The sequence below is a fragment of the Serratia sp. 22278 genome, assembly GCF_052045405.1.
Taxonomy (GTDB): domain Bacteria; phylum Pseudomonadota; class Gammaproteobacteria; order Enterobacterales; family Enterobacteriaceae; genus Serratia; species Serratia marcescens.
This window is the reverse complement of record NZ_JBQEOW010000008.1, coordinates 13,268-36,659: the sequence shown is the minus strand read 5'-3', so window position 1 is coordinate 36,659 and position 23,392 is coordinate 13,268. Positions and strand designations below refer to the sequence as shown.

General features: G+C 60.2%; 26 protein-coding genes. 17 read left to right on the top strand and 9 right to left on the bottom strand.

Annotation, left to right across the window (positions count from 1 at the left end):
- Positions 1–80: 80 nt before the first annotated feature.
- Positions 81–1,463 (top strand): MFS transporter, encoded by a 1,383-nt coding sequence (locus ACTJJ6_RS15670; RefSeq protein ID WP_016929833.1) that lies wholly within the window; start codon positions 81–83, stop codon positions 1,461–1,463.
- On the top strand, positions 1,460–1,840 hold the full coding sequence (locus ACTJJ6_RS15665; protein WP_016929834.1) for a DUF4440 domain-containing protein: 381 nt from the start codon (positions 1,460–1,462) through the stop codon (positions 1,838–1,840). The genes ACTJJ6_RS15670 and ACTJJ6_RS15665 overlap by 4 nt, the downstream gene beginning before the upstream one ends.
- 195 nt (positions 1,841–2,035) lie before the next feature.
- Here ACTJJ6_RS15665 and asr read toward each other — a convergent pair whose 3' ends face one another.
- Entirely contained in the window at positions 2,036–2,386 is a 351-nt protein-coding gene (gene asr, locus ACTJJ6_RS15660) for an acid resistance repetitive basic protein Asr (RefSeq protein ID WP_004928953.1), read from the bottom strand.
- A 229-nt stretch (positions 2,387–2,615) separates the two neighbouring features.
- On the opposite strand from asr, the gene ACTJJ6_RS15655 reads away from it, so the two are divergent.
- From ACTJJ6_RS15655 to nrdF, 5 genes are all read left to right on the top strand, one after another.
- Positions 2,616–2,924, top strand: a complete 309-nt coding sequence (locus tag ACTJJ6_RS15655) for a DUF883 family protein (RefSeq protein WP_004928950.1) — start codon at positions 2,616–2,618, stop codon at positions 2,922–2,924.
- A gap of 495 nt (positions 2,925–3,419) precedes the next feature.
- Positions 3,420–3,650, top strand: coding sequence for a glutaredoxin-like protein NrdH (nrdH, locus tag ACTJJ6_RS15650; protein WP_004928934.1), 231 nt, complete (start codon positions 3,420–3,422; stop codon positions 3,648–3,650).
- 9 nt (positions 3,651–3,659) lie between these two features.
- A complete protein-coding gene (gene nrdI, locus ACTJJ6_RS15645) occupies positions 3,660–4,064 on the top strand; it encodes a class Ib ribonucleoside-diphosphate reductase assembly flavoprotein NrdI (protein WP_004928930.1) in 405 nt (134 codons plus the stop codon).
- A complete protein-coding gene (nrdE, locus tag ACTJJ6_RS15640; RefSeq protein ID WP_072009650.1) occupies positions 4,046–6,190 on the top strand; it encodes a class 1b ribonucleoside-diphosphate reductase subunit alpha in 2,145 nt (714 codons plus the stop codon). Before nrdI ends, nrdE begins: the two co-directional genes overlap by 19 nt.
- 8 nt (positions 6,191–6,198) lie before the next feature.
- Positions 6,199–7,170, top strand: a complete 972-nt coding sequence (gene nrdF / locus ACTJJ6_RS15635; protein WP_033639549.1) for a class 1b ribonucleoside-diphosphate reductase subunit beta — start codon at positions 6,199–6,201, stop codon at positions 7,168–7,170.
- A gap of 43 nt (positions 7,171–7,213) precedes the next feature.
- Here nrdF and ACTJJ6_RS15630 read toward each other — a convergent pair whose 3' ends face one another.
- From ACTJJ6_RS15630 to ACTJJ6_RS15615, 4 genes are all read right to left on the bottom strand, one after another.
- Complete coding sequence (locus tag ACTJJ6_RS15630; protein ID WP_028127519.1) at positions 7,214–7,501, bottom strand: type II toxin-antitoxin system RelE/ParE family toxin; 288 nt, start codon at positions 7,499–7,501, stop codon at positions 7,214–7,216.
- Positions 7,501–7,788, bottom strand: a complete 288-nt coding sequence (locus ACTJJ6_RS15625; protein ID WP_016929838.1) for a CopG family ribbon-helix-helix protein — start codon at positions 7,786–7,788, stop codon at positions 7,501–7,503. The genes ACTJJ6_RS15630 and ACTJJ6_RS15625 overlap by 1 nt, the downstream gene beginning before the upstream one ends.
- 77 nt (positions 7,789–7,865) lie before the next feature.
- Entirely contained in the window at positions 7,866–8,060 is a 195-nt protein-coding gene (locus ACTJJ6_RS15620; RefSeq protein WP_071525980.1) for a DUF1289 domain-containing protein, read from the bottom strand.
- Positions 8,061–8,124: 64 nt separating this feature from the next.
- A complete protein-coding gene (locus ACTJJ6_RS15615) occupies positions 8,125–8,865 on the bottom strand; it encodes an SDR family oxidoreductase (protein WP_049300416.1) in 741 nt (246 codons plus the stop codon).
- Between the two features lie 102 nt (positions 8,866–8,967).
- Between ACTJJ6_RS15615 and ACTJJ6_RS15610 the strand changes: the two genes are divergently transcribed.
- Positions 8,968–9,861 (top strand): LysR family transcriptional regulator, encoded by an 894-nt coding sequence (locus ACTJJ6_RS15610; protein ID WP_048795850.1) that lies wholly within the window; start codon positions 8,968–8,970, stop codon positions 9,859–9,861.
- Between the two features lie 12 nt (positions 9,862–9,873).
- Here ACTJJ6_RS15610 and ACTJJ6_RS15605 read toward each other — a convergent pair whose 3' ends face one another.
- The gene (locus ACTJJ6_RS15605) at positions 9,874–10,818 is read right to left on the bottom strand and encodes an MBL fold metallo-hydrolase (RefSeq protein ID WP_110147328.1); all 945 of its coding nucleotides are present in this window, start codon (positions 10,816–10,818) and stop codon (positions 9,874–9,876) included.
- Between the two features lie 206 nt (positions 10,819–11,024).
- Between ACTJJ6_RS15605 and ACTJJ6_RS15600 the strand changes: the two genes are divergently transcribed.
- Positions 11,025–11,996: a patatin-like phospholipase family protein gene (locus tag ACTJJ6_RS15600; RefSeq protein ID WP_079452317.1), complete on the top strand. Its 972-nt coding sequence runs from the start codon at positions 11,025–11,027 to the stop codon at positions 11,994–11,996.
- A 98-nt stretch (positions 11,997–12,094) separates the two neighbouring features.
- Here ACTJJ6_RS15600 and ACTJJ6_RS15595 read toward each other — a convergent pair whose 3' ends face one another.
- Positions 12,095–13,450 (bottom strand): 2-hydroxycarboxylate transporter family protein, encoded by a 1,356-nt coding sequence (locus ACTJJ6_RS15595; RefSeq protein ID WP_016929843.1) that lies wholly within the window; start codon positions 13,448–13,450, stop codon positions 12,095–12,097.
- A gap of 326 nt (positions 13,451–13,776) precedes the next feature.
- On the opposite strand from ACTJJ6_RS15595, the gene ACTJJ6_RS15590 reads away from it, so the two are divergent.
- Positions 13,777–15,369, top strand: a complete 1,593-nt coding sequence (locus ACTJJ6_RS15590) for an ATP-binding protein (protein WP_440803364.1) — start codon at positions 13,777–13,779, stop codon at positions 15,367–15,369.
- Between the two features lie 32 nt (positions 15,370–15,401).
- Positions 15,402–16,088 (top strand): response regulator, encoded by a 687-nt coding sequence (locus ACTJJ6_RS15585; RefSeq protein WP_033639541.1) that lies wholly within the window; start codon positions 15,402–15,404, stop codon positions 16,086–16,088.
- Between the two features lie 16 nt (positions 16,089–16,104).
- Here the strand turns inward: ACTJJ6_RS15585 and ACTJJ6_RS15580 are convergent, their stop codons facing one another.
- On the bottom strand, positions 16,105–16,368 hold the full coding sequence (locus ACTJJ6_RS15580; RefSeq protein WP_127897172.1) for a hypothetical protein: 264 nt from the start codon (positions 16,366–16,368) through the stop codon (positions 16,105–16,107).
- A gap of 126 nt (positions 16,369–16,494) precedes the next feature.
- Between ACTJJ6_RS15580 and proV the strand changes: the two genes are divergently transcribed.
- The 3 genes from proV (at position 16,495) to proX (ending at position 19,867) form a co-directional block, all read left to right on the top strand.
- The gene (proV, locus tag ACTJJ6_RS15575; protein ID WP_016929846.1) at positions 16,495–17,697 is read left to right on the top strand and encodes a glycine betaine/L-proline ABC transporter ATP-binding protein ProV; all 1,203 of its coding nucleotides are present in this window, start codon (positions 16,495–16,497) and stop codon (positions 17,695–17,697) included.
- Positions 17,690–18,796 carry a glycine betaine/L-proline ABC transporter permease ProW gene (gene proW, locus ACTJJ6_RS15570; RefSeq protein ID WP_016929847.1) on the top strand — a complete coding sequence of 369 codons (1,107 nt, stop codon included), beginning with the start codon at positions 17,690–17,692 and terminating at the stop codon, positions 18,794–18,796. The genes proV and proW overlap by 8 nt, the downstream gene beginning before the upstream one ends.
- A gap of 69 nt (positions 18,797–18,865) precedes the next feature.
- Entirely contained in the window at positions 18,866–19,867 is a 1,002-nt protein-coding gene (gene proX / locus ACTJJ6_RS15565; protein WP_016929848.1) for a glycine betaine/L-proline ABC transporter substrate-binding protein ProX, read from the top strand.
- Between the two features lie 30 nt (positions 19,868–19,897).
- Here proX and ACTJJ6_RS15560 read toward each other — a convergent pair whose 3' ends face one another.
- Positions 19,898–20,776, bottom strand: a complete 879-nt coding sequence (locus tag ACTJJ6_RS15560) for a LysR family transcriptional regulator (RefSeq protein ID WP_004928891.1) — start codon at positions 20,774–20,776, stop codon at positions 19,898–19,900.
- A gap of 105 nt (positions 20,777–20,881) precedes the next feature.
- Between ACTJJ6_RS15560 and ACTJJ6_RS15555 the strand changes: the two genes are divergently transcribed.
- From ACTJJ6_RS15555 to ygaH, 3 genes are all read left to right on the top strand, one after another.
- A complete protein-coding gene (locus tag ACTJJ6_RS15555) occupies positions 20,882–22,081 on the top strand; it encodes an MFS transporter (protein WP_193843046.1) in 1,200 nt (399 codons plus the stop codon).
- A gap of 121 nt (positions 22,082–22,202) precedes the next feature.
- On the top strand, positions 22,203–22,949 hold the full coding sequence (locus tag ACTJJ6_RS15550) for an AzlC family ABC transporter permease (protein ID WP_004928884.1): 747 nt from the start codon (positions 22,203–22,205) through the stop codon (positions 22,947–22,949).
- Positions 22,939–23,286 carry an L-valine transporter subunit YgaH gene (gene ygaH, locus ACTJJ6_RS15545; protein ID WP_440803359.1) on the top strand — a complete coding sequence of 116 codons (348 nt, stop codon included), beginning with the start codon at positions 22,939–22,941 and terminating at the stop codon, positions 23,284–23,286. Before ACTJJ6_RS15550 ends, ygaH begins: the two co-directional genes overlap by 11 nt.
- Positions 23,287–23,392 lie beyond the last annotated feature (106 nt).

The following is a 23,392-nucleotide window of genomic DNA, read 5'->3' as shown; positions in this document are numbered from 1 at the left end:
TTTTGACAGTGTAATCGCCCGCCGCCGATTTATCCGCACTTTTCCCCCCGATACACTGCTCGCCTTCAACCGGAGGCACCATGTCTTATCGCAGCAAAGTGGCAATCGTCTATCTGCTCGGCTTTTTCGTCGATCTGATCAATATGTTTATCGCCAATGTCGCCTACCCCGCCATCGGCCAGGCGATGCGAGCATCGGTCAGCCAACTGGCGTGGGTCAGCAACGGCTATATTCTCGGCCTGACGCTGGTGATCCCGCTCAGCGCCTGGCTGGCGCAGCGCATCGGCGGACGGCGAGTATTTCTGCTGTCGCTGGCGCTGTTCATGCTGGCCACCCTCGGCGCAGGCAACGCCGACAGCATCGGCGCGCTGATCGGCTGGCGCACCCTGCAGGGCATGGGCGGCGGCTTGCTGATCCCCATCGGCCAGACGCTGACCTATCAGCTGTACCGCAGCCATGAACGCGCCGGGCTGTCGGCGGCCATCATGTTGGTGGGGCTGCTGGCGCCGGCGCTGTCACCGGCGCTGGGCGGCTGGCTCGTCGATCGGTTGGACTGGCGCTGGGTGTTTTTCGCCAACCTGCCGCTGGCGGCCTTGGCCCTGGCGCTGGCGGCGCTGTGGCTGCGCGCGGAAGCGCCGACGGCGGCGCGCAAACCGCTCGACGCGACAGGATTACTGAGCGCCTGCGCGGCGCTGACGCTGCTGCTGCTCGGCCTGACCCGGCTGAGCGAAGCCGGCCATCAGGTTTCCGGTGCGGCGCTGCTGGCTGCCGGCCTGCTGGTGCTGGCCTCTTATCTGCGCCATAGCCTGCGAACCCCGCAGCCGCTGCTGAACCTGCGGCTGGTCGCCGATCCGCTGCTGCGCAACGCCATGGCGGTTTATTTGTGTATTCCCGGCCTGTTCATCGGCGTCAGCCTGGTGGCGATGCTGTATCTGCAAAACCAGCTGGGCATGCCCGCCGCACAGGTCGGCGGCCTGATGCTGCCCTGGGCGCTGGCGTCGTTCCTGGCCATCACGCTGACCGGCAAAACCTTTAACCGCCTCGGCCCGCGGCCGCTGCTGATCGTCGGCTGTCTGTTGCAAGGCGTCGGCATGCTGACGCTGGCGCAGATCGATCAGGCCGGGCAGCACGCGTTGCAGATCGCCGCCTTTGCCCTGATGGGGTTCGGCGGCAGCCTGTGCAGCAGCACCGCGCAGAGCAGCGCGTTCCTGCAGATCCCCGACGCTCAGCTTGCGGACGCCAGCGCGCTGTGGAATATCAACCGCCAACTCAGTTTTTGCCTCGGCGTGGCGCTGCTCAGCCTGCTGCTGAATCTGCTGCTGGCCGTGTTGCCGCCCGCGACGGCTTACCGTACCTGCTTCATTCTGGCGGGCGCCAGCGTACTCATCCCGCTGCTGCTGTGCCTGCGCCTCGCCAACCGCGCCATCGTGCGCCAACTCAACGCTCAACAGGATGCTTTATGAACCCGTATTTTACCGAAGTGATCGACGCCCACATCGCCATTGAACGCTGGCTGGGCAAAGGGACCGGAGAAGAGCAGGCGCTGCTGGCGCGCTTTACGCCGGATTTCAGCATGATCGCGCTGAACGGCGCTCCGCTGGATTTCACCGCGCTGTGCGCTTTTTTCCACGCGCATCGCGCCGCCAAACCGGGTTTGGAAATCGAGATAGAAGAGATGAAGCTGGTGGCCGAATGGCCGACGGGCGCGGTAGTCAGCTACCGGGAAAAACAGAGTCTGCCGGGACAAAGCGCTACGCTGCGCTACTCCACGGTGGTATTTGAACGTCAGCCCAACGCGCTCGGCTGGCGGCATTTGCACGAAACCGCCGCGGCGCAATGATCACAGGAAGCTGCCGGCCAAAAACAGTTCCCAACCGACGATCACCCCGCACAGGGTTACCGCGCTGAAAATAACTTCAAACAGATAGCGATTGATCATCGTGCGTCGCCTCAAAAGAAGACACCCGGAAGAACCGGGTGTCTGGAGTACGGACTGGAGCGTGCGGAACCTTCCGGTTCCGCAAACATCACTTAATTAAGCTTTTTTACCGGCTTTTTTGTGGTGTTTTTTAGCGGCCTGAGCTTTCTGCACTGGCGCTTTTTTGTGGTGTTTTTTAGCAGCCTGGGCTTTCTGAGCTGGCGCTTTTTTGTGGTGCTTTTTAGCGGCCTGAGCTTTCTGGGCTGGCGCTTTTTTGTGGTGCTTGGCTTTCTTGTGGTGCGTTGCTTTAGCTGGCGCTTTTTCAGCAGCAGCCGCTGGCGCAGCGGTGGTGGTGGTCGCAGCTGGTGCGGTGGTGGTAGCCGGAGCAGTAGCTGCGGTATCAGCAGCGAAAGCAACAGAAGACAGACCCATAGTGGCAGCAACGATCAGCGCTAATACTTTTTTCATCTTTAAATCCTCAGAGTGTTGTTTCGGTAAGCTCCGGTGGAGCCGTTGAAACAGATACTAGTGGAATCAAACCGCCGCTTCCGTGAGTGATTGGTTTCGCCGAGTAACCAAATGTACAAAGCCCAGGCGCCGGCAAACACCTGCGTGACGGCGGTTTTTTTCCGTGATCGGCCACGCAAATCTCGGCATGGTCTACACTTGAAAGACATGTGTCGAAATGGAGAGCTGAATGTTTAAGAAAGCGGAAAGAACAGAACGCGATATCGATCAGGACGTCACTCTGTTGGCCGATACGCTGGATGAAGTGTTGCGCGAGTCCGGTGACAAGACCAAAGAGGAACTGAAAGAGCTGCACAGCAAGGCGAAAGGCGTGCTGCGCGACGCCCGGGCGCGGTTCAATGGCTCCACCAGTCTGACACAGCATGCGCGCGACGCGGTCGATCAAGCCGACAGCTATGTGCGTGACAAACCTTGGCAGGGCGTAGGGATCGGTGCCGCCGTCGGCATCGTGCTCGGCGTGCTGCTGGCCCGGCGTTAACACCCCTGCAGTCATAAAGATAAAACAGATGTGCGTCTGGCCCGCGGAAATCGCGGGCCGTTTAATTTGTGCGAAACAGCTGCGCCAGCCCCTGTACCGCCCGCTCCGCCTCCTCTCGCCGGCTGAAATTGGCGCCCCCCGACAGTAACCCCCGCCCCGCCGGATGATCGATGCGCTAATCAGAGAGCGCCTTCAATCGTCTGGCCGTCAGCATGCGTCAGAATGCGCTCGACTCCCCCTCTTCACTGAGAGAGGAGAATTTCTCACCCGAAAAAATTTTTCCCTCGCCTTTTCCAGCCCCGACGCGGCCTACGTACCCAACCCCACAAAACACCATATATAGCGTGGTTGATAAATTAAATATCTACATATAGTATTTTATCTATCAGCCGCAGGGACCGTTGTTCGGTTGATAACGCCGTCAGAAACGCCAGGAACGATGCTCCGTTATCTGACTTGTCCGCCTTTCCTTCAGCCTAAAGGTAAATGCGAATCATGAGCATTATTATTTACAGTAAGCCGGACTGTGTCCAGTGCAACGCCACCTATCGCGCATTTGATAAACAGGGGATTGATTATCAGGTGATCGACCTCACCCAGGATCAGCAGGCGCTGAACCACGTTAAATCCTTAGGTTATCAGCAAGTTCCGGTGATTATCGCCGGTGACGATCACTGGTCCGGTTTCCGGCCGGACAAAATCGGCGCGCTGGCGCTCACCTGCTGAGGCTCGGCGATGAATCCGCTGGTCTATTTCTCCAGCAGTTCGGAGAACACCCACCGATTCGTTGAGAAACTGGGCCTGCCGGCGATCCGCATTCCGATCGCCGGCGCCCGCAGCAAATTGCTGATGGAACAACCCTATATCTTGATCGTACCCAGCTATGGCGGGGGCAGCGCCGTCGGCGCGGTGCCGATCCAGGTGATCCGCTTTCTCAACGTTCCGCAAAACCGTTCATACCTGCGCGGCGTCATCGCCGCCGGGAACACCAACTTCGGCGCAGCGTACGGCATCGCCGGCGACATCATCGCCAAAAAATGCCAGGTGCCTTTTTTGTACCGCTTCGAGCTGCTCGGCACTACGCAAGACGTTGAAAACGTTAGACAGGGAGTAACCGCATTTTGGCAACGACAGAATTGACCAGGCCCGAGACGGGCGCGCTGGATTACCATTCGCTCAACGCGATGCTCAATCTTTACGATGCGGAAGGCCGGATCCAGTTCGATAAAGATCGGCTGGCGGCGCGGCACTACTTCCTGCAGCACGTCAACCAAAACACCGTGTTCTTCCATAACCTGGAGGAAAAGCTGCGCTATCTGGTGGAAGAAGGCTACTACGAGCCGCAGGTGCTGGCGCAGTACGAATTCCCGTTTATCAAGCAGCTGTTCCAACAGGCCTACGCCAAGAAATTCCGCTTCGAGACCTTCCTCGGCGCCTTCAAGTACTACACCAGCTATACGCTCAAAACCTTCGACGGCAAGCGCTATCTGGAACGCTACGAAGACCGGGTGTGCATGGTGGCGCTGACGCTGGCGGCGGGCGACACCGCCCTGGCGCAGGATCTGGTGGAAGAGATGATTTCCGGCCGCTTCCAGCCGGCCACGCCGACCTTCCTCAACTGCGGCAAACGCCAGCGCGGTGAGCTGGTCTCCTGCTTCCTGCTGCGCATCGAAGACAATATGGAATCGATCGGCCGGGCGGTGAACTCCGCGCTGCAGCTGTCGAAACGCGGCGGCGGCGTGGCCTTCATGCTGAGCAATATTCGCGAGGTGGGCGCGCCGATCAAGCGCATCGAGAACCAGTCCTCCGGCGTCATTCCGATCATGAAAATGCTCGAAGACGCCTTCTCCTACGCCAACCAGCTCGGCGCGCGCCAGGGGGCCGGCGCGGTGTATCTCAACGCCCACCACCCGGATATCCTGCGTTTTCTCGATACCAAGCGGGAAAACGCCGACGAGAAGATCCGCATCAAAACGCTGTCGCTGGGGGTGGTGATCCCGGATATCACCTTCGAGCTGGCGAAGAACAACGAAGAAATGTACCTGTTCTCGCCCTACGACGTCGAACGGGTGTATGGCGTGCCGTTTTCGGAGATTGCCGTCAGCGAGAAGTACCGCGAGATGGTGGACGACAAGCGCATCCGCAAGTCGCGCATCAACGCGCGCGAGTTCTTCCAGGTGCTGGCGGAGATCCAGTTCGAATCCGGCTACCCCTACGTGATGTTCGAGGACACGGTCAACCGGGAGAACCCGATCGCCGGGCGCATCAACATGAGCAACCTGTGTTCGGAGATCCTGCAGGTCAACCGCGCCAGCACCTATCACGAGGATCTGAGCTACGATCGCATCGGCAAGGATATCTCCTGCAACCTCGGCTCGCTGAACATCGCCAAAACCATGGACGCGCCGGACTTCGGCAAGGCGATCGAGACCGCGATCCGCGCGCTGACCGCGGTGGCCGACATGAGCGATATCCGCTCGGTGCCGTCGATCGCCGAAGGCAACCGCAGCGCCCGCGCCATCGGTCTGGGCCAGATGAACCTGCACGGTTACCTGGCGCGCGAGCGCATCTTCTACGGCTCGGAAGAAGGCATCGACTTCACCAATCTCTATTTCTATACCGTGGCCTATCACGCCATCCGCGCCTCTAACCGGCTGGCGATCGAGCGCGGCGGCGCCTTTGATGGCTTTGAGCACTCTCGCTATGCCAGCGGCGAGTACTTCGACAAGTACACCGAGCGCGACTGGCTGCCGCAGACCGAGCGGGTGCGCGAGCTGTTCGCCGCCGCCGGCATCGCCATTCCGGGCCGCGACGACTGGCGCGCGCTGCGTCAGTCGGTGATGATGCACGGGCTGTACAATCAGAATCTGCAGGCGGTGCCGCCGACCGGCTCCATCTCGTACATCAACAACGCCACCTCCAGCATCCATCCGATCGTCTCGCGCATCGAGATCCGCAAGGAAGGCAAGATCGGCCGCGTTTACTACCCGGCGCCGTACATGACCAACGACAACCTGGCGTATTACCAGGATGCCTACGAGATTGGCCCGGAAAAAATCATCGATACCTATGCCGCCGCGACGCAACACGTCGATCAGGGGCTGTCGCTGACGTTGTTCTTCCGCGATACCGCCACCACCCGCGACATCAACCGCGCGCAGATCTACGCCTGGCGCAAAGGCATCAAGACCATTTACTACATCCGCCTGCGCCAGATGGCGCTGGAAGGCACCGAGGTGCAGGGCTGCGTGTCCTGCGCGCTGTGAGGCAACTTATGACGACCGTAACATCGGCGCCGCTGGTGCGCGCCATCAACTGGAACATCATCGAAGACGACAAGGATCTGGAGGTATGGAACCGCCTGACCTCCAACTTCTGGCTGCCGGAAAAGGTGCCGCTGTCCAACGATATCCCCTCCTGGGCCACGCTGACGCCGAAGGAGCAGCAGCTGACCATTCGGGTATTTACCGGGCTGACGCTGTTGGACACCATCCAGAACACCGTCGGCGCGCCGGCCCTGATCGCCGATGCGCTGACGCCGCACGAAGAGGCGGTGTACTCCAACATCAGCTTTATGGAGGCAGTGCACGCCCGCTCTTACAGCTCAATCTTCTCCACCCTGTGCCAAACGCCGGACGTGGACGACGCCTATCGCTGGAGCGAGGAAAACCGCGCGCTGCAGAAGAAAGCCGGCATCATTCTGGCGCACTACCGCAGCGACGATCCGCTGCTGAAAAAGGTCGCCAGCGTGTTCCTAGAGTCGTTCCTGTTCTATTCGGGCTTTTATCTGCCGATGTACTGGTCCAGCCGCGCCAAGCTGACCAACACCGCCGATCTGATCCGCCTGATCATTCGCGACGAGGCGGTGCACGGCTACTATATCGGCTATAAGTTCCAGAAAGGGCTGGAAAAAGTGGACGCCGCGCGGCGCCAGCAGGTGAAAAACTTTGCCTTCGACCTGATGCAGGACCTGTACGACAACGAGGTGCGTTACACCGAGGAGCTGTACGACGGCGTCGGCTGGACGGAAGACGTGAAGACCTTCCTTCACTACAACGCCAACAAGGCGCTGATGAACCTGGGGTATGAAGCGCTGTTCCCGCCGGCGATGGCGGAGGTCAACCCGGCGATCCTGTCGGCGCTGTCGCCGAACGCCGACGAAAACCACGACTTCTTCTCCGGTTCAGGCTCGTCTTACGTCATCGGCAAGGCGGTCAACACCGAGGATGAGGACTGGGATTTCTGAGGACATGACAGCGATGCCGGTCTTTCAGGCCGGTATCGTGCATTCAATACCCTTGTTCTTTCTGACTGCGGATCGCCAGAACAAACGCCGTATCGATATCAGGAATGTATTTGTAGAGCGCCAAATAACCGCGAGCTTGCTGCCCAATAATCAATTCACGCAGCCCTGCGCCAAGGGACCGTCCGATCAATGGATTATGTTCCAATACCGCAATTGCATGGATGATTTCCTGAATGCGCCGCCCTGAATCCGCAGCGCCATACTGAGCCAAATGAGCGAGAACACGTTCGATATCATCCCTGACCTCTGGCGCCAACTCGACATTTGCCATCAGCGTCCCAGTTTTTTAACAGGAGGTTTGACAGCGGCAGTATCACCCGCTGCGTAATTTTCCAAATAACCGCGCATCTCTTTCCAAGAGACCGTCTCTCCCGTCGCAATTATCTTGGCATAGCGTTTTTCCGCTTCATTCTCAAAGTCACGGCGCAACTCTTCTTGCTGCGTTTTCTCCGCTATTGCCTGCAAAATAAAGCTGTGAGACGTGACGCCTACCTGCTCGGCGACGACAGCGACTCGGGCTTTAAGCTCATCTGGAATACGAATGGTCGTCGTCGACATAATCGCTCCTAACGTCGGTCAATCACATGTAGCTCAATTGTGCTACATGAAGTCTGACAGCGCAATAATGCAGAGGATCATTTCACCGATTGACGCAGCTCAAGCCGCCGCCAAATAGCGCGTTTCTCCGCGTCGCTGGCGGTCGGCCAGGCGGCGATCTCCGCCCGCGTGCGCCGGCATCCGCGGCACTGCTGGGTTTCGTCGTCGATCCGGCACAGGCTTACGCAGGGCGATCTGACGCCAGGATGGGATTGCTGAGTGTGGCCCGCCATACGTTGCCCTTGATGTGATATGTTCCGCCACAGGATACCCGATCCTGCGGCGGCGCGTCGCCAATCAGATGATGCCGCCGTTGGCGCGCAGGGTTTGGCCATTGATCCAGCCGCCGTCTGCCCCGGCGAGGAAAGCCACCGCCGCGGCGATATCGTCCGGCGTGCCCAGACGTTCCAACGGCGCCATCTTCGCCAGCCGCTCGATAAGCTCCGGGGTTTTGCCGTCGAGGAACAAGCCGGTGGCGGTCGGCCCCGGCGCGACGGCGTTCACCGTGATATTGCGGCCGCGCAGCTCTTTCGCCAGCACGCTGGTCAGCGCTTCGATCGCCGCCTTGCTGGCGGCATACATGCCGTACCCCGGCTGCAGCAACCCCACCACGCTGGAGGAGAAGTTGATGATGCGGCCGTTGTCGCGCAGGCGCTTCGCCGCCTCGCGCATCGCATTGAAGCTGCCTTTCAGGTTGATGTCGAGCAGGCGATCCGCATCTTCATCACGCATGTCCGCCACCGGCGCCAGCGCGATCACCCCGGCGTTATTGACCAGCACGTCGACGCCGCCAAACGCCCGTTCGGCGCTGTCGAACAGTTGGGCGACCGCAGCCGCATCGCTGACGTCGGCCTTGACACTCAAGGCGCGGCCGCCGCGCTGTTCTATCTTGCCCACCAGCTCATCGGCCGGCGCCGGATTGCCTGAATAGTTGATGATGACGGTAAAGCCATCGGCGGCCAGACGCTTGGCGATGGCCGCGCCGATGCCGCGGGATGCGCCGGTGACGATGGCGACGCGTTGAGTCGCGTGATTCATGGATATCTCCTCATCGGGTTAATGTACAGTCATCATGCACCTTTCGGCATGGCGAATAATCCCCTATTCTTCGTTATCACTATCCGAAGTAAACGAACAATTATGGACAGAATCGACGCCATGCGCCTGTTCACCCGCGTGGTAGAACAACGCAGCTTCACCCAGGCGGCGCAGGATCTGAACCTGCCGCGATCCACCGTGACCGACGCCATCAAACAGCTCGAAGCCCGGCTGCAGGTCAGGCTGCTGCAACGCACCACCCGCCACGTCAGCCCGACGCTGGACGGCGAAGCCTACTATCAGCGTTGTCTGAGCATTCTGGCGGACATCGAAGAAGCGGAGATGGCGTTCGCCGGCGCCAAACCGCGCGGATTGCTGCGCATCGACGTGCACGGCACGCTGGCGCGCCATTTTCTGTTGCCCGATTTGCCGGATTTTTTGGCGCAATACCCGGATATCGAGCTTTATATGAGCGAAGGCGATCGGCTGGTGGACGCGCTGCGGGAAGGCATCGACTGCGTGGTGCGCGTCGGCAAACTGCGGGACAGCGACATGGTGGCGCGCCGCCTGGGCGAGCTGGAAGAGGTGACCTGCGCCGCCCCGGCCTACCTGCAGCGCTTCGGCACGCCGCAAAGCCTGGACGATCTGCGCCATCACCGCATGGTGGGCTTTCGCTCTTCGGCGACCGGCGCGCTGATGCCGCTGGCGTTCACGGTGGCGGGACAAGCGCAACCCGTCACGCTGCCGGCGACGGTGTCGGTCACCGCGGCGGAGAGCCTGGTCGCCGCCGCCCGCGCCGGACTGGGCATCATTCAGGTGCCGCGCTATCACCTGCGCGGCGATCTGGCCGACGGCAGCCTGTTGCCGCTGCTGCCGGATTGGCCTTCTCCTCCGATGCCGGTCTCGCTGCTTTATCCGCGCAACCGCCAGCTGTCGCCGCGGGTGCGCGTGTTTCTCGACTGGTTCAGCCGAGTGTTCGCCGAGCGGAACCGATAACGAGAGCGGGCGTTACAGCGCGCCGTAGTTCAACGGCACCCAGGTGTAACCGTCGCCCTGGCGGTTCAGATACCCCAACCCCGGGAACGACAGGTGTGCGCCGCCGACCAGTTCGCTCTGCCGCGCGCTGTCGCCAAATATCCGCAGCCGCTGAGCGACAGCCGCCTTGGCGTCGCTGTCAAAGCTGATAGCCACCTTCGGATGCGGCAACTGCACCGCCGCCACGTGGATCAGATCCCCCAACAGCAACAGCTTCTTGCCCTGGCTGGTCACCTGATACACGCTGTGCCCCGGCGTATGGCCGTGGGCGGCGAAGGCGGCAATGCCCGGCGACAGTTCACCGTCGCCGCTGAACGGCTTAAAGTGGCCCATCGCCTGGTATGGCTTGATCGCCGCCTGGGCCCGTTCGAAGTTGCTTTTACTGCCTGCGCTGGCCTGTTTCAGTTGGTCCGCGCTCAGCCAGAATTCCGCGTCCTGGCTGGCGGCGCGCACCACCGCATTGGGGAATACCGCCTTGCCGTCGTGCGTCAGGCCGCCGAGGTGGTCCGGGTGCATGTGGGTCAGGTAGATCTCATCCACCTGCTCCGGCTGGTAGCCCGCCGCGCGCAGGTTATCCACCAGCTTGCCCAGGCCGTCGCCCAGCAGTTGGCCGGCGCCGCTGTCGATCATCACCAGCTTGTCGCCGGTATTGATCAGATAGGCATTGACCGAGGTGACCACCGGCAGACTTTGATGCCGCTCGGCCAACCCGGCGGCGATCTGCTGCGGCGTGGTGTTCAGCAACAGTTTGTCCGCCGGCAGGCGAATGATGCCGTCGGATAACGCGGTCACTTCAAAACTGCCCAGCATGATGCGGTAAAATCCCGGCGTCGGGGTTTTGGCCTGCGGCGCGGCGGCCCCGGCCTGTAATGACATAACGGCCAGCGCCGCGCCCAGCAGACAACGTTTCCAGAACATGATGACTCCTTGCGAGAATTGAACAGCGCTAAGTATTGACGCAAAAAGCCCGATGCGCCTGTTTAATAAATGCCTTTGATAAATATATAAACAATATATTTATTATGAATAATTTTGTTTGCCGACTCACACAACCCCAATCAATATTTTCCGGTTCGCGACTTGGTTATTTTTCTTACTCCCTAAATCAAGAGTGAGGAAATATCATGAACTATCAATTCGAAAATCTGGTCTTTGAAGGCGGCGGCGTAAAAGGCATCGCCTATGGCGGCGCGCTGGAATTGCTGGAAGCCAAAGGCATCATGCCGCAGATCAAGCAAACCTCCGGCGCCTCGGCGGGCGCCATCGCCGCGCTGCTGGTCGGCCTGGGCTGCAGCTCGGCGGACGTAACCAAAATTCTGTCGGCGATGGATTTTAAAAAATTCCTCGATTATAACGGCGGCTTTTTCGGTACGCTCCAGGACGCCTATCGCCTGTTCAATCAATACGGCATCGCGCCCGGCGATTATTTCTATCAATGGTCACGCGATATTATCAAGCAATATACCGGCAACCCGGATATCACCTTCGAGCAGTTCGAAGCGATGAAGGCGGCGAAAGGGTTCAAGTCGATTTACTTTATCGGCGCCAACCTCAACAGCGGCCAACGCGAAGTTTATTCGCACCGCACTACGCCGCGCATGAAAGTGGCGGACGGCCTGCGCATTTCGATGTCGTTCCCGTTCGCCTTCGTGGCGAAGAACAATACCCTGGGCGACCTGTGCATTGATGGCGGCATGATCGACAACTACCCGGTGCGGCTATTCGACTATGACTTCTCCGCCACGCCGCCTTACATCGACGTCTCCAGCCAGCGCATCAACACCCGCACCCTGGGCCTTCGCCTGGACTCCGCCGGTGAAATCGCCCAGGCCGCCGGTCAGGCCGGCCCGCGCACGCCGGTCAACAACCTGTTTGATTTCACCCTGGCGGTGGCCAACGTGATGCTGGACATCCAAACCAAGGTGCATCTGGACAGCGACGACTGGAAGCGCACCGTGTATGTCGACACGCTCGACGTCGGCACGCTGGAGTTCGGCATCAGCGAGGAGAAAAAACGCGCGCTGATCGAATCCGGCCGCCGCGGCGTAGAGCGCTACTTCGCCTGGTACGACGCCGCCATGAAACAGGCGGCATAACCGGCGTTCCCCTTGCCCGCGCGTCTGGCCGGCGCGCGGGCAAAAAAAATCCCCGCGGGGGCGGGGAAAGGCAAAGTAACGCTAAGGATTTATAGGAGTTATACGAAGAACTTGGCCAACACCAGCAGCGACAGCGAGACGTTGATAGCGCCCCCGATACGCGTAGCGATCTGGGCGAACGGCATCAACGACATGCGGTTGCCGGCGGTGAGGATCGCGACGTCGCCGGTGCCGCCCTGCCCGCTCTGGCAACAGGAGACAATCGCCACGTCGATAGGGTGCATGCCGATTTTCTTGCCGACGAAGAAACCGGTCGCCACCAGCGCGCTGACGGTCGTGACGATCACGATCAGATTCTGGACGGTGAACGCATCCACCAGCTCCTGCCACGGCGTGATGGCCACCCCGACCGCGAACAGGATCGGATAAGTCACGGCGGTGCGGAAGAATTTGTACACCACCTGCGAGCCTTCCTGAATGCGCGGTGATACCCCGTGCGCCAGCTTCACCGCCACGGCGGCGAACAACATGCCCACCGGCGCCGGCAGGCCAATCAGGCGATGCAGCAGCATGCCCACCATATACAGCAGAATAGCCAGCAACGCGCCGCAGGCGATGGTGCTGACGTCCACCTTGCCGCTGATTTTTTCCACCGCGTTCATGCCGCTGTCGCCCTGCTTGCTCGGCATCAGGCTGCCTTCGCCGGTCAGGTGCGGATAACGCTTGCCCAGTTGGTTGAGCAGGCCGGCGATGACGATGGCGGTCAGGCTGCCGAGCATCACGATCGGCAGAATGCGCCCCAACGCCACGCCCTGCTCCATGTGCAGGATCGCCGCGTAGCCCATCGACAGCGGGATCGCCCCTTCACCCACGCCGCCGGCCATGATCGGCAGGATCAGGAAGAAGAAGATCTGGAACGGCTCCAGGCCCAGCGCCATGCCGACGCCCATCCCCACCAGCATGCCGACGATCTCGCCGCACAGCATCGGAATGAAGATGCGCAGGAAGCCCTGGATCAGCACCTGGCGGTTCATGCTCATGATGCTGCCGACGATGATGCAGCAAATGTAGAGATAAAGAATGTTGGTCGATTTGTAGAACTTGGTGGTCGACTCCACCACCACGTCCGGCAACAGGCCATAGTGCACCAGCGCGGAAGGAATGAAAGTGGCGCAGATCGCCGCCGCGCCCATTTTGCCGATCAACGGCAGCCGTTTGCCGAATTCGCCGCAGGCGAAACCGAAGAACGCCAGGGTGGCCACCATCACCACGATATCGCTCGGCAATTTGCCTTCCAGGCAGTCGAGCAGAATCAATACGCCGGCCAGAATAAAGAACGGTAACGGAATAATCCCTACTTTATAATTGTCCAGTATCCGCCACCATTTCTCACGCAGAGGAATATCGGCGGTCTTGTCTTTGGCTACGAGGTAAGAATCATCTGTTGTGCTCATAATCTGGCCTCTTATTAGTTTGTTCAGCCATCATAGAGAAGCGCACGGATTATCTGCTGTGATTATGTTCAAAGTTAAAAAGGGTTTTTAATGGTGGTTATGGTTTCTATGGGGTTAATTAAGATTATGTAAAAACCGACGTGGTTTTAATGGTGTTAATACCGTTTTTATTTTAAAGCTTATCAATTTTATCGCAGGCGAACAATTCTCGTCCGGTTCACTCTAATCCCGTGTGAGGGATCACAAGTTGATCGGGCGCAATATTACAGACCCCGCTTCTCGTGATAGGGTAAGGCTTCAGGATCTCTTTACGGTGAAGCTCCGCCATGCGCCTCAAACTCTCATTTCAAATCAAACTGTTTCTGTGCCTGGTGGCCTTCTCCTGCCTGCTGCTGACCTGTATCGGCGCCTACACCTATTACCAGCTGGATGCGCAACTGCACCGCGATCTCGGCGCCCGCGCCCAGGTGCAGGCGCGGGAAATCGCCCTTATCCCTTCGCTGGTGGACGCGGTGGAAAAACACGACGCCGCCAGAATTGCCGCGCTGATGAAAAAAATCCGCGCCAGCAGCGACGCCAGTTATATCGTCATCGGCGATAATCATGCCCGCCATCTTTATCATTCCGAATACGAAGGCCGCTTGGGCACGCCGATGATCGGCGGCGATAATAAAGAGGTGCTGGAAGGGAAAAGCATTATTTCTATTCGCAAGGGCGGCATTGGCGTTTCATTGCGCAGCAAGGCGCCGATCCTGGATGAAAATAATCACGTGATCGGCATCGTTTCCGTCGGCTATTTGAAATCGCACATCGATAATTTAAATGCCAGGACGTTGACGCAAATTATCGGCTCCATCGTTCTGCTGCTGATCGCCCTGTTCGTTTTTTCCTGGCTGCTGTCGAAAAATCTCAAGCGCCAGATGTTCTGGCTGGAACCGAAAGAGATCGCGCTGCTGGTGCGCCAGCAAAAAGCGCTGCTGGAAGCCATTTATGAGGGCGTGATCGCCATCGATCCGCAATTGCGGATCATCACCATCAACCATGCGGCGCGCGAGCTATTGGATCTGCACCAGCCCGCCGCCAGCTTGCTGGGCCGGCCGATCGGCGACGTGATCCAGGCGCAGCCGGACTTCTTCGCCACCGCGCAACTGGGCCAGGATACGCACGACGAGGTGTGCCGCTTCAACCACGTGCGGGTGATCGCCAGCCGGGTGCGCATCATGCAGGAGCAGGAGCTGCAAGGCTGGGTGATCAGCTTCCGCGACAAGAACGATATCAATACGCTGAGCAGCCAGCTCAGCCAGGTGAAACGCTATGCCGACAATCTGCGCATCATGCGCCACGAGCAGCTGAACTGGACCGCCACGCTGGCCGGGCTGCTGCATATGCAGCGCTACGACGAGGCCATCCGCTATGTGGAAGCCCAGTCGGAGGGCGCGCAGGAGATCCTCGATTTCATCTCGCAGCGCTTCAGTTCGGCGGCGCTGTGCGGCCTGCTGCTGGGCAAATATTCCAGCGCCAGAGAAAAAGGCATCGAGCTGCGCTTCGATCCGGCCTGCCAGCTGCGGCAGATCCCGGCGGCGCTGAATGAGACCGAACTGATGTCGATCGTCGGCAATCTGCTGGATAATGCGGTGGAAGCGACGCTGCACTGCCCGGCGCCGCACGACGCGATCGAACTCTATATCAGCGACGGCAGCGACGAGCTGGTGATCGAGGTGGCGGATCGCGGCACCGGCATCGCCGAGGAGATTCGTGATACGCTGTTTGAACAGGGCGTCACCACCAAAGCGGATAAAAGCGACCACGGCATCGGCCTGCATCTGGTCGCCAGCCATGTGGCGCAGGCGCACGGCAGCATAGAAGTGTCGGACAACGAGCCGCACGGCGCGATATTCTCTATATTTATCCCTAAATAAAACCCATAACCCGATTTTTTGAGCACCCGATTATGTCACACCTAACACTGGACGTTCTGATCGTGGAAGACGAGCCGCAACTGGCGACGCTGCACGCGGAGTTCATCGAGAAAAATTTCAACCTGCGGGTGGTGGCCTACGCCGCCACGCTGGCCGAAGCGCGGGCCAAAGCCAACGCACATCAGCCGCGGCTGATCCTGCTGGATAACTTCCTGCCGGACGGCCAGGGCATCGAGCTGATGGAAGAGCCGGCGGTGAAGAACCCCGCCTGTTCGGTGATTTTCATCACCGCCGCCAGCGACATGCATACCTGCAGCCAGGCGATCCGCAACGGCGCTTTCGATTACATCATCAAGCCGGTGTCCTATAAGCGACTGCGCAATTCGCTCGAACGCTTCATGCAGTTCGTGCAGACCCAGCGCACCTTCAAGATCATCGATCAGGACAACGTCGATGCGCTGTACAACCTGCAGTCGAAGCAGTTCTCCAGCGAGCCGAGCGCCAAAGGCATCGAAACCAATACCCTCGAGCTGGTGCAGGCGCTGTTTATCGCCCAGCCGGCGGTGGCGCATGCGGTGGAAGACGTGGTTGAGCAAGTCGGCATCAGCAAGACCACCGCCCGCCGTTATCTGGAGTATTGCGTCGCCACCCAGTTCGTGCGGGTGGAGATGCTGTACGGCAATATCGGCCATCCGCGGCGGCTGTACCGCAAGGCCTGAGGCTGCCATCTGGCTGTCATACTAAGGCGATAACATGACGCTCGACGATATCCCCCTCGATATCGGCACCTGTCGTTAAAACTGATGAAATACTGATGACTTTTGCCCGGCCTCTGGTCGGGTTTTTTATTATCCGAACGGCAGGCGCGGCGCCCAAATATCTCTCTGCGCCACACCGTATTATTTCCCCAAAAACCAAACCATTATGGCGAATAATGGCCGTCAATTTTGAGTCACGGGCCAAATTACCATAACTAATTAAAACCTTGATGTAAACCACTAATATCCCATTTAAATGACATTGAGGGTTGTCTCAGATATTCACTGTGTTAGGGTAAAAAGCTCTTTTATTTTGCTAAGGACAGCCCATAACGCGTTAAATAAACCAGAGGAAACAGCAAATTGCATGGCAATTAAACTCGAAGTAAAGAACCTGTATAAGATATTTGGCGAACACCCGGAACGCGCATTCAAACTGCTGGATAAAGGTCTGACAAAAGATCGGCTGTTTGAAAAAACCGGCTTATCGCTCGGCGTAAAAGACGCCACTCTGGCCATTGAAGAAGGCGAGATATTTGTCATCATGGGGCTCTCCGGTTCCGGCAAGTCCACCCTGGTACGCCTTCTCAATCGTCTGATAGAACCCACCCGCGGTCAGGTGCTGATCGACGGTGAGGACATCGCCAAAATATCCGACACCGCGCTGCGCACCGTGCGGCGAAATAAGATCAGCATGGTATTTCAGTCATTCGCGCTAATGCCGCACATGAATGTTCTGAATAATACCGCCTTTGGCATGGAATTAGCCGGAATACCGCTGCAGGAACGCCAGGAAAAAGCGCTGGACGCCCTGCGTCAGGTCGGGCTGGAGAATTATGCGCTGTCTTATCCGGATGAATTATCCGGCGGCATGCGTCAGCGCGTGGGATTAGCCCGCGCGATGGCCAATAACCCGGATATATTATTGATGGACGAAGCCTTCTCGGCGCTCGATCCGTTAATTCGCACCGAAATGCAGGATGAGCTGGTGAAATTACAAGCTCAGCATCAGCGCACCATCGTGTTTATCTCCCACGATCTGGACGAAGCGATGCGCATCGGCGATCGCATCGCCATCATGCAGGGCGGTGAGGTGATCCAGGTCGGCACGCCGGACGAGATCCTGAACAACCCGGCCAACGACTATGTGCGCACCTTCTTCCGCGGCGTGGACATCAGTCATGTGTTCAGCGCCAAGGATATCGCCCAACGGCGCCCGGTGACGCTGATCCGCAAAACCCCCGGTTTTGGCCCTCGCTCGGCGCTGCAGCTGCTGCGCGATGAGGACCGTGATTATGGTTATGTTGTTGAACGCGGGAAGAAATTTATCGGCGTGGTGTCGATAGAGTCGCTGAAAAAAGCGCTGTCCGCCAATCAAACGCTGGACGATGCCCTGCTCGAGGCCCCCGCCGCCGTGCCGGCCGACACACCGCTCAGCGATCTGATTTCCCTGGTCGCCCAGGCGCCGTGCGCGGTGCCGGTGGTGAGCGAAGAACATAACTATCTCGGCATCATCTCCAAGGCCATGCTGCTGCAGGCGTTGGACAAGGAGGGCTCAACCAATGAGTGATACCACGCAAACCCAAGATCCCTGGGCTACCGCAGCGGCCGATACCGGCTCCGCACCTGCCAGCGATGCCGCCGCCAACGCCGGCGACGCCTGGTCCAGCGCGCCGCCGCCGGCCGCTCATGACGCCGCCGGGCAAAGCGCCGATTGGCTCAGCGGCGCCCCGGCGCAGCCGGAGCACTTCAGCCTGCTCGATCCGTTCCACAAAGCCTGGGTGCCGTTCGACACCTGGGTCACGCAAGGCATCGACTGGCTGGTGCTGCACTTCCGCCCGCTGTTCCAGGGCATCCGCGTGCCGGTGGACATGATCCTGAGCGGCTTCCAGCAATTGTTGCTGGGCATGCCGGCGCCGATCGCCATTCTGGTGTTCTCGCTGCTCGCCTGGCAGGTCTCAGGCCTCGGCATGGGCGCCGCGACGCTGCTCTCCCTGATCGCCATCGGCGCCATTGGCGCCTGGTCACAGGCGATGGTCACGCTGGCGCTGGTGCTGACCGCGCTGTTCTTCTGCATCCTTATCGGCCTGCCGCTCGGCATCTGGCTGGCGCGCAGCAAGCACGCCGCCAAGGTGATTAGACCGCTGCTCGACGCGATGCAAACCACCCCGGCCTTCGTCTACCTGGTGCCGATCGTCATGCTGTTCGGCATCGGCAACGTGCCGGGCGTGGTGGTCACCATCATCTTCGCGCTGCCGCCGATCGTGCGTCTGACCATTCTGGGCATCAAACAGGTGCCGGAGGATCTGATCGAGGCCGCCGAATCCTTCGGCGCCAGCCCGCGCCAGCTGCTGTTCAAGGTGCAGTTGCCGCTGGCGATGCCGACCATCATGGCCGGCGTGAATCAGACGCTGATGCTGGCGCTGTCGATGGTGGTCATCGCCTCGATGATCGCCGTCGGCGGTTTGGGCCAGATGGTGCTGCGCGGCATCGGTCGGCTGGACATGGGCCTGGCCGCCGTCGGCGGGGTCGGCATCGTGATCCTGGCGATCATTCTCGATCGCCTCACCCAATCGCTGGGGCGCGATCGCCGCAGTAAAGGCATCGGCCGCTGGTATCGCCGCGGCCCTATCGGGCTGCTGACTCGCCCGTTCATCAAGCAAGCCTGACGCTTTTCCCGCCGGCGGCTGCGGCCCCGGCGGGCTATGACACCACCACATCGAAAGAGGGGAAACACTATGCGCACCACGGGCATCTGGGCTCTCGCCCTGACGACGCTGATTGGCTCACAGAGCGTGAGCGCGGCAGATTTACCCGGCAAGGGGATCGCGGTACAGCCGGTGCAAAGCACCATATCCGAAGAGACGTTCCAGACGCTGCTGGTCAGCAAAGCGCTGGAAAAATTGGGTTATGACGTGAAAGAACCGCGTGAAGTGGATTACAACGTCGCCTACACCTCGATCGCCTCCGGCGATGCGACCTTTATCGCGGTCAACTGGGATCCGCTGCACGCCGATCAGTACAAGGCCGCCGGCGGCGACGCCAAGTTCTACCGCGAAGGCGTCTACGTCAACGGCGCCGCGCAGGGCTACCTGATCGACAAGAAAACCGCCGAGCAATACCACATCACCAACGTCGAGCAGCTCAAGGATCCCAAGATCGCCAAGCTGTTCGACACCAACGGCGACGGCAAGGCCGATCTGACCGGCTGCACCCCGGGCTGGGGCTGCGAAGCGGTGATCAACCACCACATCAAGGCCTACGGCCTGAGCAACACCGTCGAACACAACCAGGGCAACTACGCGGCGATGATCGCCGACACCATCACCCGCTACAAAGAGGGCAAACCGGTGCTGTATTACACCTGGACGCCGTACTGGGTCAGCGATGTGATGGTGCCGGGCCGCGACGTGGTCTGGCTGCAGGTGCCGTTCTCCTCGCTGCCGGGCGAGCAGAAGAACGTCGACACCAAGCTGCCTAACGGCGCCAACTACGGCTTCCCGGTCAACACCATGCGCATCGCCGCCAACAAACAGTGGGCCGAAGCCAATCCGGCGGCCGCCAAGCTGTTCGCCATCATGAAGCTGCCGATCGCCGACATCAACGCGCAAAACCTGCGCATGCATGAAGGCCAGGCTTCGGAAGCCGATATCCAGAACCACGTTAACGGCTGGATCAAGGCGCACCAGGCGACCTTCGACGGCTGGGTGAAAACCGCCGCCGCAGCGGCGAAGTCGTAACCGTTCAGGGGCGCCGCCTTTGCTGCGCCCCTACCCCGCCATATCGATGCCGCTGAACTGTAAAAAACGTGCGGCGGCGTTCGACAAGGGCTGCGGCCAGATGCAATACACCTGGCGCCGCGGCCCGTCTTCAATCGGAATCGACACCAGCGCGCTTAAGCGTTGCGCGGTCGAGACAGGTACGATGCCCGCCGCCAATCCGCGCCGCACCAAATTCTCCAGCCATTCGATATGATCTATCTCAAAACTGACGTGTCGGCGGATGCCCGCCGCCAGGAAGGCGCGATCGGTTTGGCGCCGCGCGCCGGTGCCGCTGTAGAAATCCACCAGCGGTACTTCCGCCAGCGCTTGCAGGTTTACCCGCTCGCGGTTGGCCAGCGGGTGCTGCGGCGCCACCAGCGCCACCAGTGGCTCATCGGTCAACTGCCGGTGCGACATCGGCAGTAAATCGACATCGCCGGGCCAAATGCCGACGAACGCCATATCGCACTTCTGCTGACGCACATCCTCCAGCAGGGCTTCGCTCATGCCAACGTACAGGCGGATGTTCACCGCCGGATAGTGGCGATGAAACTTGTCGAGCTTTTCGGTCAGATCAATCGCGTTTATGGTTGAAATCGTGCCGATGGTCAGGGTGCCGGACACCGCATCGCCGGCGGCGGTCACCTCTTCCACCAGCGCCTGCTGCGCCGCCAACAGTCGCTGCGCCGACGGAATGAAAGCCTGGCCGGCGGGGGTCAACCGCACCCGGCGCGAGGTGCGTTCAAACAGCGTACAGCCCAGCTCTTCTTCCAGTTTGGCGATCTGGTGGCTGAGCGCCGACTGCACCGTATGGCAGCGCTGCGCCGCCCGGGTGAAACTCTGTTCTTCCGCCACCGCCAGCGCGTAGCGGATCTGTTTCAGGTTCATGGCATCTATCTTGAAATGAGATAAATCAAATGAAAATTATACATTGGTTTCCGCAGACGCGTTGCCGGATACTGCGCGCTATCTTCTTCCCGTGATGAAAAAATCATGAACCCACAAAACGCCCATCCGGGCCTCAGCCCGGCGCTGACCGTGCTGATTGCCATCGCCACCGGCCTGGCGGTCGCCAGCAACTACTACGCGCAACCGCTGCTGGAAACCATCGCCACCAGTTTCAACCTGTCGGTCAACCAGGCCGGCTTTATCGTCACCGCCGCGCAACTCGGTTACGCCACCGGCCTGCTGCTGCTGGTGCCGCTCGGCGACATGTTCGAACGCCGCAGCCTGATCGTCTTCATGACGCTGCTGGCCGCCGGCGGCATGCTGATCACCGCCACCTCCGCCACGCTGCCGATGATGATCCTCGGCACCGCGCTCACCGGGCTGTTCTCGGTAGTGGCGCAGATCCTGGTGCCCCTGGCCGCCACGCTGGCCCACCCGGAAAAGCGCGGCAAGACCGTCGGCATCATCATGAGCGGCCTGCTGCTCGGCATCCTGCTGGCGCGAACCGTCGCGGGCGCACTGGCGTCGTTCGGCGGCTGGCGCACCATCTACTGGGCCGCCAGCGTGCTGATGATCCTGATGGCGCTGATCCTGTGGCGCGCGCTGCCGCGCTATAAGCAACACTCCGGGCTGAACTACCCGCAGCTGCTGGCCTCGATCTTCAGCCTGTTCTGCCGCACGCCGCTGCTGCGCACCCGCGCCATCCTCGGCGCCCTGTCGTTCGCCAACTTCAGCGTGCTCTGGACCTCAATGGCCTTTCTGCTCGCCGCGCCGCCGTTCAACTATTCCGAGGGAGTGATTGGGCTGTTCGGCCTGGTGGGCGCCGCCGGGGCGCTGGCCGCTTCGCGCGCCGGGCATCTGGCGGACAAAGGCAAGGCCGGGCTGACCACCACCGTCGGCCTGGTGTTGCTGCTGCTGTCCTGGATCCCTATCGCGTTCGCCAAACAATCGCTGTGGGCGCTGATCGCCGGCATCCTGATCCTCGATCTGGCGGTGCAGGCGGTACACGTCACCAACCAGAGCGTGATGTACCGCATCATGCCGGACGCGCGCAACCGCCTGACCGCCGGCTACATGACCAGCTACTTTATCGGCGGCGCGCTCGGTTCGCTGCTCTCCGCCTCGGCCTATCAACATGCCGGTTGGTACGGCGTGGCCGCCGCCGGCGGGGTGTTATGCCTGCTCAACCTGCTGACCTGGTGGCTCGGCAAGCACCACGATCCGCAGGGGCCGGCGACAATCTGATTATCGTGCAAATAGTCACTAAAGAAATTTATTAGCGGTGCAGGGTATAAACATTACTTACTCTCTGGTAATGTTCTGGGCATAAACTATTGAAGTCCTATCTACCCTGCGATCCACAACCATGCAAAGCCAAGCTGCAGACAGCCTCAATCCGCCCGCCGTCAGCGCCACCTTCGCCAACGGCGTCGTCGACAGTTTGCCGATCGTCATCGGGTATGTCCCGGTGGCGTTCGCCTTCGGCCTCAGCGCCGTCAAACTGGGTTTTTCCCCACTGGAAAGCATTTTCTTCTCCTGCATCATCTACGCCGGCGCCAGCCAGTTCGTGATCACCGCCCTGCTGAGCGCCGGGATGTCGCTGTGGGTCTCCGCATTGACGGTGATGGCGATGGACGTGCGCCACCTGCTGTACGGCCCGGCGCTGCGTCACCGCATCGTCTCGCGCATGTCGCCCGGCAAAACGGCGATATGGGCCTTTGGCCTGACCGATGAGGTCTTCGCCGCCGCCACCGCCAGGCTGATGCGCAATAACCGCAGCTGGAGCGAAAACTGGATGCTGGGCATCGCGCTCTGTTCCTGGCTCTCCTGGGTGGCCGGCACCGCGCTCGGCGCGCTGTTCGGCAACGGCCCGCTGGAGCAGTTCCCGGTGATCGAGGCCTCTCTGGCCTTCATGCTGCCGGCGCTGTTTCTCAGTTTCCTGCTGGCCGCCTTCCGCCGCCCGCAGAGCCTGACTATCGCCGCCGCGCTGGCCGGCGCGCTGCTCGGCGTGGTGCTGTTCTCCATTCCGGTCGCCATTTTGGCCGGCATCGGCGCCGGCTGCATTGCCGCCCTGTTCCAGCCAGCCCCGGCGGAGGCCAGCCATGAACATTGATGTGCTGGTGATCGGCCTGGTCGTGGGCTGCGCCAATTACCTGTTCCGTTATCTGCCGCTGCGGCTGGCGCCGGCGCGCGCCCAGCCCGGCCTCAAACGCGGTAAAGCCGCCCTGTTGCTCGACAGCATTGGCATCGCCTCGATCTGCGCCCTGCTGGTGGTCTCCAGCACGCCGGTGGTGATGCGCGAGCCGGACAAGCTGCTGCCGACGTTGGTGGGGTTCGCCGCGCTGGCGCTGTGCTTCTACCGCAGCAAAAGCATCATTCTGTCGACGCTGCTCGGCGCAACGGCCTTTGGCATCACATTAAAGCTGTTAATGATTTTCGGCGCGGGCTGACGCCGCTCCCGATCGTTTGGCTTCACACTGGCGTTTTCAGGCGCCACATCTTTACAAACACTGACAAATGACACGAATTGCTAAATTATCCGCACGGCTGAACATT

Coding starts and splice junctions, on each gene's coding strand:
- ACTJJ6_RS15670 (WP_016929833.1), top strand. CDS start 81: ATGTCTTATCGCAGCAAAGTGGCAATCGTCTATCTGCTCGGCTTTTTC.
- ACTJJ6_RS15590 (WP_440803364.1), top strand. CDS start 13,777: ATGCGCCTCAAACTCTCATTTCAAATCAAACTGTTTCTGTGCCTGGTG.
- ACTJJ6_RS15610 (WP_048795850.1), top strand. CDS start 8,968: ATGGACAGAATCGACGCCATGCGCCTGTTCACCCGCGTGGTAGAACAA.
- ACTJJ6_RS15625 (WP_016929838.1), bottom strand. CDS start 7,788: ATGTCGACGACGACCATTCGTATTCCAGATGAGCTTAAAGCCCGAGTC.
- ACTJJ6_RS15600 (WP_079452317.1), top strand. CDS start 11,025: ATGAACTATCAATTCGAAAATCTGGTCTTTGAAGGCGGCGGCGTAAAA.
- ACTJJ6_RS15615 (WP_049300416.1), bottom strand. CDS start 8,865: ATGAATCACGCGACTCAACGCGTCGCCATCGTCACCGGCGCATCCCGC.
- ACTJJ6_RS15585 (WP_033639541.1), top strand. CDS start 15,402: ATGTCACACCTAACACTGGACGTTCTGATCGTGGAAGACGAGCCGCAA.
- proV (WP_016929846.1), top strand. CDS start 16,495: ATGGCAATTAAACTCGAAGTAAAGAACCTGTATAAGATATTTGGCGAA.
- proX (WP_016929848.1), top strand. CDS start 18,866: ATGCGCACCACGGGCATCTGGGCTCTCGCCCTGACGACGCTGATTGGC.
- ACTJJ6_RS15620 (WP_071525980.1), bottom strand. CDS start 8,060: ATGGCGGGCCACACTCAGCAATCCCATCCTGGCGTCAGATCGCCCTGC.
- proW (WP_016929847.1), top strand. CDS start 17,690: ATGAGTGATACCACGCAAACCCAAGATCCCTGGGCTACCGCAGCGGCC.
- ygaH (WP_440803359.1), top strand. CDS start 22,939: ATGAACATTGATGTGCTGGTGATCGGCCTGGTCGTGGGCTGCGCCAAT.
- ACTJJ6_RS15630 (WP_028127519.1), bottom strand. CDS start 7,501: ATGGCAAATGTCGAGTTGGCGCCAGAGGTCAGGGATGATATCGAACGT.
- asr (WP_004928953.1), bottom strand. CDS start 2,386: ATGAAAAAAGTATTAGCGCTGATCGTTGCTGCCACTATGGGTCTGTCT.
- nrdF (WP_033639549.1), top strand. CDS start 6,199: ATGACGACCGTAACATCGGCGCCGCTGGTGCGCGCCATCAACTGGAAC.
- ACTJJ6_RS15595 (WP_016929843.1), bottom strand. CDS start 13,450: ATGAGCACAACAGATGATTCTTACCTCGTAGCCAAAGACAAGACCGCC.
- ACTJJ6_RS15555 (WP_193843046.1), top strand. CDS start 20,882: ATGAACCCACAAAACGCCCATCCGGGCCTCAGCCCGGCGCTGACCGTG.
- ACTJJ6_RS15665 (WP_016929834.1), top strand. CDS start 1,460: ATGAACCCGTATTTTACCGAAGTGATCGACGCCCACATCGCCATTGAA.
- nrdI (WP_004928930.1), top strand. CDS start 3,660: ATGAATCCGCTGGTCTATTTCTCCAGCAGTTCGGAGAACACCCACCGA.
- ACTJJ6_RS15605 (WP_110147328.1), bottom strand. CDS start 10,818: ATGTTCTGGAAACGTTGTCTGCTGGGCGCGGCGCTGGCCGTTATGTCA.
- ACTJJ6_RS15655 (WP_004928950.1), top strand. CDS start 2,616: ATGTTTAAGAAAGCGGAAAGAACAGAACGCGATATCGATCAGGACGTC.
- ACTJJ6_RS15560 (WP_004928891.1), bottom strand. CDS start 20,776: ATGAACCTGAAACAGATCCGCTACGCGCTGGCGGTGGCGGAAGAACAG.
- ACTJJ6_RS15550 (WP_004928884.1), top strand. CDS start 22,203: ATGCAAAGCCAAGCTGCAGACAGCCTCAATCCGCCCGCCGTCAGCGCC.
- nrdH (WP_004928934.1), top strand. CDS start 3,420: ATGAGCATTATTATTTACAGTAAGCCGGACTGTGTCCAGTGCAACGCC.